9 protein-coding genes are annotated in these 9,179 nt (G+C 63.5%); 7 read left to right on the forward strand and 2 right to left on the reverse strand.

What is annotated here, in order from left to right:
• Positions 1-138 precede the first annotated feature (138 nt).
• From ACTJKM_RS18075 to ACTJKM_RS18090, 4 genes are all read left to right on the forward strand, one after another.
• Positions 139-687 (forward strand): flavin reductase family protein, encoded by a 549-nt coding sequence (locus tag ACTJKM_RS18075; protein WP_082663588.1) that lies wholly within the window; start codon positions 139-141, stop codon positions 685-687.
• A gap of 180 nt (positions 688-867) precedes the next feature.
• Positions 868-1,875 carry a taurine ABC transporter substrate-binding protein gene (gene tauA / locus ACTJKM_RS18080; protein WP_058328008.1) on the forward strand — a complete coding sequence of 336 codons (1,008 nt, stop codon included), beginning with the start codon at positions 868-870 and terminating at the stop codon, positions 1,873-1,875.
• 79 nt (positions 1,876-1,954) lie between these two features.
• Positions 1,955-2,746 (forward strand): ABC transporter ATP-binding protein, encoded by a 792-nt coding sequence (locus ACTJKM_RS18085; RefSeq protein WP_113515361.1) that lies wholly within the window; start codon positions 1,955-1,957, stop codon positions 2,744-2,746.
• Positions 2,743-3,594, forward strand: coding sequence for an ABC transporter permease subunit (locus ACTJKM_RS18090; protein ID WP_058328010.1), 852 nt, complete (start codon positions 2,743-2,745; stop codon positions 3,592-3,594). Before ACTJKM_RS18085 ends, ACTJKM_RS18090 begins: the two co-directional genes overlap by 4 nt.
• A 26-nt stretch (positions 3,595-3,620) precedes the next feature.
• Here the strand turns inward: ACTJKM_RS18090 and ACTJKM_RS18095 are convergent, their stop codons facing one another.
• Together ACTJKM_RS18095 and ACTJKM_RS18100 are read right to left on the reverse strand one after the other, a co-directional pair.
• Positions 3,621-5,027, reverse strand: coding sequence for an FAD/NAD(P)-binding protein (locus ACTJKM_RS18095; RefSeq protein WP_058328011.1), 1,407 nt, complete (start codon positions 5,025-5,027; stop codon positions 3,621-3,623).
• Between the two features lie 312 nt (positions 5,028-5,339).
• The gene (locus ACTJKM_RS18100; RefSeq protein ID WP_440660707.1) at positions 5,340-5,942 is read right to left on the reverse strand and encodes an RBBP9/YdeN family alpha/beta hydrolase; all 603 of its coding nucleotides are present in this window, start codon (positions 5,940-5,942) and stop codon (positions 5,340-5,342) included.
• Between the two features lie 419 nt (positions 5,943-6,361).
• Between ACTJKM_RS18100 and cysT the strand changes: the two genes are divergently transcribed.
• The 3 genes from cysT to ACTJKM_RS18115 all read left to right on the forward strand — a co-directional run.
• Positions 6,362-7,222, forward strand: a complete 861-nt coding sequence (gene cysT, locus ACTJKM_RS18105; RefSeq protein WP_440660708.1) for a sulfate ABC transporter permease subunit CysT — start codon at positions 6,362-6,364, stop codon at positions 7,220-7,222.
• Positions 7,212-8,114 carry a sulfate ABC transporter permease subunit CysW gene (cysW, locus tag ACTJKM_RS18110; RefSeq protein ID WP_058325947.1) on the forward strand — a complete coding sequence of 301 codons (903 nt, stop codon included), beginning with the start codon at positions 7,212-7,214 and terminating at the stop codon, positions 8,112-8,114. Before cysT ends, cysW begins: the two co-directional genes overlap by 11 nt.
• A 13-nt stretch (positions 8,115-8,127) precedes the next feature.
• Positions 8,128-9,179 (forward strand): sulfate/molybdate ABC transporter ATP-binding protein (locus tag ACTJKM_RS18115; RefSeq protein ID WP_440639824.1); only part of this gene is annotated, 1,052 nt, incomplete at its 3' end.

Genomic DNA, 9,179 nt, shown 5'->3' on the forward strand with positions numbered 1-9,179 from the left:
GCCGACTATAAAAAACATAAACTCTATAAAATTTATTGACAATCAAAAATCGGGCTATCATTTTTGATGCGAGGAAAAATTTTTCTCGTATCGCTGGTTTGCGATCGGGAATTAGGCGAAATTTTCGAGGGACTGGCCATGACGATCGCGCTCGCCGCATCTCCAGCATTCGACGCAAGTATTCCAACCAGCAATGGCTACGAACCGATCACGGCGCCCGCCCTCAAGGCGGCGATGCGCAATTTCTCAGGGGGCGTCTCCGTGATCACTGCCGGCATCGGGGACGACCGGACGGGTGCCACCGTCACCTCGGCGACGGCGCTGTCGGTGGACCCGCCGACCATGATCGTCAATATCAACCGGACGTCTTCGACCTGGCCGATCATCCAGCGCTACCGGCATTTCTGCGTCAACGTCCTCTCGCGAGAGCACCAGAGGGTGGCGGAGCGCTTCTCCGGCCTGGATGGAGCCAAGGGCTCTGCCCGCTACGAGGGAGCCGACTGGGTGAGGCTGGCAAGCGGCGCGTCGGCATTGAGCGGCGCGCTGGCCGCGATCGACTGCGAGGTCGAGGAAATCATCGAGCGCCACAGCCACGCCATCATCCTCGGCCGGGTCGTGGCGATCAGCGCGGGCTCCGGCGAGCCGATCGTCTACCACAACGGCCGCTACGGTGGCCTTGATCTCTAGCCTCGCTGCGAGCCCACGGCAGGCGCACGAAGCTGCGCGGAAACGCCTCAATTTTGGAATGGGACCACTGCGGTTCAGAGAAATGCGGAATAAATTATCTATATAAAATCCACCTTTTTTATCAGCATTGTGATGAGGCTCCGGAGCGGGGCCAGGACCCCAACCGTTGAGGAGCACACAATGACGATCCGCAGACGCACCCTTCTTGCCGCAAGCGCGGCCCTGCTTCTGGCCAGCCAGACCACCTTCCCCGCTCTCGCCGCCGAAACGACGTTTACAATCGGTTACCAACCGATCGTCGAGCCGTCTCGGGTGCCGCAGGCGGTTGGCACCTACGAAAAAATCACCGGAGCCAAGATCACCTGGCAAAAGTTTGATGGCGGCGCCGACGTGATCGCCGCGCTCGCCTCCGGGTCGATCGACATCGGCTATGTCGGCTCGTCGCCGCTCGCCGCTGCCGCCAGCCGGCAGCTCCCCCTCGAAACCATCTTCGTCGTCGGACTGATCAGCGAAGCCGAGGCCCTCGCCGTCAAGGGCATCGACAAGCCGGAGCAGCTTGCCGGCAAGAAGATCGCGACCCCCTTCGTTTCGACGGCGCATTACAGCCTGCTCACGGCGCTGAAACACTGGAACATCGATCCGAAGTCGGTCGAAATCCTCAACCTTCGCCCCCCGGAAATCGCAGCTGCCTGGCAGCGCGGCGATATCGACGGCGCCTATGTCTGGGATCCGGTGCTTTCCGAGATCAAGAAGACCGCAACCGTGCTTGCGACCTCGAGCGACGTGGCGAAATGGGGAGGTCCTACCTTCGATGCCTGGATCGTCAGCAAGAAGTTTGCCGAGGAGCATCCGGATATCGTGACTGGCTTCGTCAAGGTGACTGGCGACGCCTATGCGGATTACCGCGCAAAGCCGGAAAGCTGGAACGCCGGTTCGCCTGAGGTGGAGAAGATCGCCCGCCTGACAGGCGCAAAGCCCGAGGACGTGCCGACGCTCCTCAAGGGCTATTACTTCCCTTCGCTTGAAGAGCAGGCAGGCTCTGATCTTCTCGGCGGAGCGACGGCCAAGGCCATCGCCGAGACTTCGGCCTTCCTGCTTGAGCAGGGCAAGATTCCCGCGGTGCTTCCGGATTACACGCCCTACGTCTCCGCGCGATGGGCGCAGGAGGCAGCGAAGCTCTCGTTCTGAGACCACCCCGTTCGAGAGCTCGCCCGGCTCATGAAGCCGGGCGAGCATGCCAGCGCGCCACCCAGCATGGAACAGCAGGATGTCCGTACTTTCGCTCGAAAATATCACGCTGCGTTATGCAGCTCCCGACAGCAGGGCCGCCCCTGTCCTCGCTTCCATTGGCCTCAAGATCGCCCGTGACGAATTCGTCGTCGTCATCGGTCGCTCCGGCTCGGGTAAGACCAGTCTTCTCAATCTGGCGGCTGGCTTCGTAGCGGCAAGCAGCGGTCAGGTCTGCGTCGATGGCCGGCCAGTTGCGGGTCCGGGTGCAGATCGGGCCGTGGTTTTCCAGAACGATGCGCTCTATCCGTGGCTGACCGCTCTCGACAATGTCGCCTTTCCGCTTCATCTGCGCGGTATTGCGAGGCCGGAGCGGCTGGAGAGAGCGCGCAGCCTCCTCAACCGGGTCGGTTTGCCTGATGCGGCGGACCGACACGTCTGGGAGCTCTCCGGCGGCATGCGCCAGCGGGTCGGTATCGCCAGGGCGCTCGCGTCAGACCCGAAGTTCCTGCTGATGGATGAACCGCTCGGCGCACTCGACGCACTCACGCGCAGCCGGATGCAGGGGTTTCTTCTCGATGTCTGGCAGAAGAGCGGCGTCGGCGCACTCCTGATCACCCATAGTATCGAGGAAGCGCTTCTGCTCGCGACCCGGATCATTGTGCTCGCGCCCAATCCCGGGCGCATCGCCAGCGAGATCGCCACTGCGTTCGGTCGTGATCTTCTGGCCGGTGCACCGCTCGCCGAGATACGCAGTTCGCCTGCGTTCCGGCGCTTGCATGACGAACTGACCGCTCTCATCCATGCCGAAGACGAAGGGATCGCCGCATGAGCCTCTCGATCGAGAGCGCGCCGTCGACGACGCATCAACCGCGCGACATCGTCGAGCAACCGGAACAGGGCACGACGAGATCGCCGCTACCGCTCGCCTGGATATCCCTGGCGACGGTCGTCGCGTTGCTGGCCCTCTGGAGCCTTGCTGCAAGCTATGGTCTCGTCTCGGCGCTCTTCCTGCCCTCGCCGCTCGCCGTCTACAAGGCTCTGCAAAGCCTCGCCGTCACAGGCTTCGTCGACGCGACCCTCGCCCAGCATGTGGGCGCCAGCCTTCTGCGGATTTTCGGCGCTCTTGCAGCCGCAATCCTCCTCGGCGTGCCGGCCGGTATTGCCATCGGCACAAGCCGGCTTGGGAAAGGCATCCTCGATCCGATCGTGGAATTCCTGCGACCCTTGCCGCCGCTTGCCTATTTGCCGTTGGTGATCATCTGGCTGGGGATCGGCGAGGCCTCCAAGATCGCGGTCATTGCGCTCGCAATGTTGCCGCCGATCATTCTGTCCACGGCGACCGGTGTCAAATCCACCTGGAGCGATCACATCAACGCGGCCCGCGCCTTTGGCGCGTCGCGTCTGCAGGTGCTACGCCACGTCATCCTGCCAAGCGCCCTGCCGTCGGTCCTGACCGGGACACGGATTGCGCTTGGTGCAGGCTGGTCGACGCTGGTGGCGGCCGAACTGGTCGCGGCAACACGCGGCCTCGGCTTCATGATCCAGTCTGCTGCCCAGTTTCTGGTGACCGATGTGGTGATCGCCGGCATCGTCGTCATTGCCGCCGTCGCTTTCGTCTTCGAGATGGCGGCACGCCTGCTCGAGCGATGGCTGGTACCGTGGGCGACACGACGCTGACGCCCCGGGGAGATCGCGTTGTACCGTCACCCGGTCTTCAGCGTCACGCGATGCCGGGTGGCGATCAATCGCGCCGCCGCATAGGTCTGCGTCACGATTTCGGGCACCAGGTCGATGTCCGGCAGGCTGCCGACGCCGAGCGGTCCGATCGCATAGAGGTTACGCGTCGGCTGCCCGGCGGCCAGAACCTCGCCAGCCGGGCTGACGGCAATCCCAAGACTGAGTTCGTCCGGCTCCGCCAGGCCACCGGCAAAAAGGCTCTGCATCAGCGGCGCTCGAAGGTCCGGCGCCGAGCAGCGACAGTCGATTACCTGATCGGCGGAAAGCAACGTCTCCTCGTTTTCACCCGCCCAGCGCACCATCAAGCCATCAGGACGGCGCTTGCCCGCCCAGCCCTTCCGAATGGTGGTTTGCCCGCCGGCAAGCTCCTGCTGGAGCCGCAGGTGCAGGGGCGCCGGCAGGCGGTTGCGGTGGCTGTCATAGATCGACCGAAGGTGCCGGTTGAACCGGTGCTTTTCCTCCTCAGGCAAAGATTGCCAGAGAGAGCGAGCGCGCCTGCGCAGGCCATTCATGGCCGCCTGCCAGCCAAGGCCGGCGGCTTCCGCCTCTGCGCAAGCCTGCCGGACGAAGCGGACGATATCGCCGAGCCGGGTCGGCATCGGCTCGACCGGAAAGGTCGGCGCGGCCGCCAGACGCGTATGCGGCTGCGGCAGAAAGCCGTGCCGGGAGAGAATGGTGATCTCGCCGGCAAAGCCGTTGTCGCGCAATTGCAGCAGGCGGTCGACGACGCGAACGCCGCTGCCGAGCAGGGCGGCATGACGCGGCACGACGAGGCGGCGGGCGCGCACCAGCGGCTTCTCCTCCTCGGCGATCTCCATCTCGCCCTGGCGAAGGCCGAAGCCGGTGGCCAACACGACGGCATCACACTCCACCGTTGCTTCCTCCTGCACCACCAGGAAGCGGCCATTGGCTTGCTTGCGTAGCCCCAGTACCGCCTGACAGGAAAGCTGCATTGAAATATCGGGCCGGCGGGTCAGCGCTTCGGAAAAGCGCTGATAGACGTAGTCGCTGAAGATGCTCTTCGGCACGAAAATCTGCTGAAAGCCGGGAATCGCGGCGGAAACGGCCGCGCGGAATTCGGCATTCGCCAACAGCCAGTCATTGAAATCCTCCGGCTGGCCTGCGGCGACCGAAAGGTCGCGCACTCGGCTGTTGAGGATCTCGCCACTCTGGGCGGCGGCCAACACCTGTCCGCCGCTGATCGTCGGCTGCGGATCGAAGAGGTGGACGTGGAACGCAGTCCGCACCGACTTCATCAGCGCAATGGCCATCATCACGCCGGAAAAGCCGCGGCCGATGATAGCGATATGCGGTTTGGCTCGCGCAGCGGCCCCCTCGGGAGCGACCTTCGCAAACAATCCATGGACAGTCATCTGCACTCTCCCATGGCCGGTACTACCCGGCAAAGTCTGAAATGCATGGCTGTTTCGGTTCGGAACGCGGACACCGACCGAATTGTGAATATTGCCGACCGAGGTCTCGATATACGACATAGTCGCGGGGTCGGGAAAACATAGCGCCCGCCGCGGCAGCGGTCGAGCCCGTATCCGTTGTTCTGGTTGGCCTGGCACTTTGGTGCATGGTCATCCCTAGACGGCATACTCTATAAAGTTAGTGCGCTATTAGAGCGCGAAACGATCTGAACATCAAGTGCCATGTGGAAGAGCCCGTCGGGCTAGCTCTCGTTACAAGGCTTCAGGCCAGGCCGCTGAGCGGTCCATCACCTCAAGTTCGATCGGTTGCGCGCGCGCCGGCNCGATGCCGTTCAGCACACGCAACAGATCATAGCCATGCGACCAGCGGCCGAAGCCACTGGCGATATTGATATGGCCGGCATAGCCAAGGTCGACGAGACGGCCACCCCATCGTGTCGAAACGTGCCGCAGGCGGTCGAAAGGCATATAGGGATCGTTGAGGCTGCCGACGACGAGGCTGGAAAAAGGGAGCGGCAGGTCGGGCATCGCGCCGAAATCGATGGCGCCGGGATGCAGGCGGTCGGTGGGGTCAAGGTCGCAGGGCGCAACAAGCAGTGCGCTGCGCACATGTCTTGCCAGGGGACGCCGCGCCAGGTTGGCAACAAGAACCGAGCCGAGGCTGTGGGCCACCAGGTCGACGATTCCGTGCCGGAGGATTTCGCGTTCGAGAGCATCGCGCCAATCATCGAGCCTCGGCCGGTTCCAATCGACCTGTTCGACCAGAGCGGCATCCGGGTGATCTCTCAACCAATGGCGTTGCCAGTGTCCCTCGTCGGACCCGAACAATCCCGGAATGATCAGCGTTTTTGCCATGACATCAATCTCTTGCGAAGGCGATGCGGGAGTTACAACGACCCGTTGCAGGCAGGTCCGGTTCTGGACCGACTATGCGCAACCGACAGACGGCGGAGAAGCAAGGAACGCCTAATATCTATAAAATCGATAGTATTTATTTTCCTGTCTGAAAGCTGCGCCCGCGTGATCGATAATCCGGCATGGAACAATATTCGCAGTAGAGTGTTTCCAGCGACGCGGCTCAAAAGCGAAATCAGTTTCCTTGTGACCCGTCCCAGCGTCAAAAATTTGCGTTGTTGGAGCCCGTGAAATTGTTAGTTTGGCGCCGAAATACACCGGCGCTCTGACAAGCCGGCCAACCGGCGACTTGATGATCGGTTTGGATGAGGGGATGGCGCGACCGTTTGCGGTTGCAGGGCTGAAAAGGTGACTGGAAGTTGACGGACCGACGCAATGGGAGCCGCTGGCGATTTCGCCAGCCGAGTGTTTTGCCTGGTTTTGGGCTGTCGCTCGGGATCACGCTGAGTTGGCTGGTGCTGATCGTGTTGATCCCGCTGTCGGGACTGGTGTGGCGGGCCAGCGGGCTCGGCTGGGCCAAGTTCTTTGAGCTGGCGCTCGATCCGCGCACGCTCAATGCCTTGAAGATCTCGTTCGGCACGGCGTTTCTCGCCGCCGTCATCAACCTCGTCTTCGGCGTCATCCTCGCCTGGGTGCTGGTGCGCTATCGGTTCCCCGGCAAACGGGTGATCGATGCCATGGTCGACCTGCCGTTCGCGCTGCCGACGGCGGTCGCCGGCATTGCCTTGACGACGCTTTATGCCGGCAACGGCTGGATCGGCCAGTTCATCGAGCCGCTCGGCCTGAAGATCGCCTTTACGCCGTCCGGCATCGTCGTCGCGCTGATCTTCGTCGGCCTGCCGTTTGTCGTCAGGACCGTGCAGCCGATCATGGAGGAGATCGACAAGGAGGTGGAAGAAGCCGCAGCCACCCTTGGCGCCAGCCGCTTCCAGACGATCAGCCGGGTGCTGCTGCCGGGGCTGTTGCCGGCCGGCTTGACCGGCTTCGCCCTCGCCTTTGCCCGCGGCGTCGGCGAATACGGCTCGGTGATCTTCATCGCCGGCAACCTGCCTTATGTCTCGGAGATCGCGCCGCTTCTGATCGTCATCAGACTCGAAGAGTTTAACTATGCCGCCGCCACCGCCATTGCCGCGGTGATGCTGGCGATCTCCTTCGCCATGCTGCTCCTCATCAACTCGATCCAGGCCTGGAGCCGGCGGAGATATGTCTATGTCGCATGATCTGACCGCCAATCCTCTGCCCGCATCCGGCCCGCAACGCGCCCTGCCGGCGCTGGCCGCCGCCACCTCCGAAAGCCGCTTTGCCCGGCTGACCCTGACGATCACCGCCCTTGTCTTCGTCGCGCTGTTTTTGCTGTTGCCGCTCGCCGCCGTCTTCACCGAGGCGCTGCGCAAGGGGGTGGGTGAATTCGTTGCCGCGCTTGGCGACACCGAGACCTTCTCGGCCATTCGCCTGACGCTGATCGTCGCCGTCATCGCCGTGCCGCTCAACCTCGTCTTCGGGGTTGCCGCCGCCTGGGCGATCGCCAAGTTCGAGTTCAAGGGCAAGGCGTTCCTGACGACGCTGATCGACCTGCCGTTCTCGGTCTCGCCGGTCATTTCCGGCCTCGTCTTCGTGCTTCTGTTCGGCTCGCACAGCCTGATCGGTCCCTGGCTGCAGAGCCACGGCATCCAGATCCTGTTTGCCGTGCCCGGGCTGGTGCTCGCCACCGTCTTCGTCACCTTCCCCTTCGTCGCCCGCGAGCTGATCCCGCTGATGCAGGAACAGGGGTCCAGCGACGAGGAGGCGGCGCTGTCCTTGGGGGCATCGGGCTGGCAGACCTTCTGGTTCGTGACGCTGCCCAACATCAAATGGGGGCTGCTTTACGGCGTGCTTTTGTGCAACGCCCGCGCCATGGGCGAGTTCGGCGCCGTCTCGGTCGTCTCCGGCCATATCCGCGGCGTGACCAACACCATGCCGTTGCAGGTCGAAATCCTCTATAATGAATACAACTTCGTCGCCGCCTTCGCGGTGGCGGCGTTGCTGGCGCTGCTGGCGCTGATCACCCTGATTTTGAAGACGGCGCTGGAGATCCGCTACAGCGCCGAGATCGCCGCCAGCCGCAGGCACTGAAAGGTCAAACGCTATGGACGTGCGCGTTCACAACATCCGCAAGGAATTCGGCCGCTTCCCGGCGCTCGACGACGTCTCACTCGATATCCGCTCCGGCGAGTTGATCGCGCTGCTTGGCCCCTCCGGTTCCGGCAAGACGACCTTGCTGCGTCTCGTTGCCGGTCTCGAAAGCCCGACCGGCGGCACGATCTTCTTCGGTGACGAGGACGCCTCGCAAAAGACGGTGCAGCAGCGCAACATCGGCTTCGTCTTCCAGCACTATGCCCTGTTCCGCCACATGACCGTGCTCGACAACGTCGCCTTCGGCCTCAAGGTGCGCCCGTCGGGCCGAAGGCCGCCGGCCGCTGAGATCCGCAAGCGCGCCCTCGACCTGCTCGACCTGGTGCAGCTCTCCGGTCTCGACAAACGCTATCCGGCCCAGCTCTCCGGCGGCCAGCGCCAGCGCGTGGCGCTCGCCCGCGCCATGGCGGTCGAGCCGAACGTGCTGCTGCTCGACGAGCCGTTCGGCGCGCTCGACGCCCAGGTGCGAAAAGAACTGCGCAAGTGGCTGCGCGAGATCCATGACCGCACCGGCCACACGACGATCTTCGTCACCCACGACCAGGAGGAGGCGCTGGAACTGGCAGACCGCGTCGTCGTCATGAGCAAGGGCGCGATCGAACAGGTCGGCACCCCCGACGAGATCTACGACCATCCGGTTTCGCCCTTCGTCTTCGGCTTCATCGGCCAGTCGAACGCGCTCGCCGTCACGCTCCAGAACGGCGAGATCTGGTTCGAGGACCGGCCGATCGGGCTCAGGGCCCCGGCCGAGCCGGACGGGCCTGCCAACCTGCACTTCCGCCCGCACGACATCGAGCTGATCGACGGCTGCGGCGGCTGTCTTGCCGGCCTCGTCACCGCCAGCCGCCGCGTTGCCGGCACCCGCCATCTCGAACTCGATCTGGGCCGCAACCATCCGCATGTCGAGATCGAACTGTCGCCCGAACGCGCCGCCGCCGGCGACCACAGCCGCATCGCCTTCCGGCCGACAAAGTGGAAACTCTTCAGAGACAACAGAGAGCAGGC

It is taken from the genome of Ensifer sp. 22460 (genome assembly GCF_052044935.1).
Taxonomy (GTDB): domain Bacteria; phylum Pseudomonadota; class Alphaproteobacteria; order Rhizobiales; family Rhizobiaceae; genus Ensifer.

Bases quoted from the DNA above. Each gene is read 5' to 3' on its own strand.
- ACTJKM_RS18075 (WP_082663588.1), top strand. From the start codon at position 139: ATGACGATCGCGCTCGCCGCATCTCCAGCATTCGACGCAAGTATTCCA.
- tauA (WP_058328008.1), top strand. From the start codon at position 868: ATGACGATCCGCAGACGCACCCTTCTTGCCGCAAGCGCGGCCCTGCTT.
- ACTJKM_RS18085 (WP_113515361.1), top strand. From the start codon at position 1,955: ATGTCCGTACTTTCGCTCGAAAATATCACGCTGCGTTATGCAGCTCCC.
- ACTJKM_RS18090 (WP_058328010.1), top strand. From the start codon at position 2,743: ATGAGCCTCTCGATCGAGAGCGCGCCGTCGACGACGCATCAACCGCGC.
- ACTJKM_RS18095 (WP_058328011.1), bottom strand. From the start codon at position 5,027: ATGACTGTCCATGGATTGTTTGCGAAGGTCGCTCCCGAGGGGGCCGCT.
- cysW (WP_058325947.1), top strand. From the start codon at position 7,212: ATGTCGCATGATCTGACCGCCAATCCTCTGCCCGCATCCGGCCCGCAA.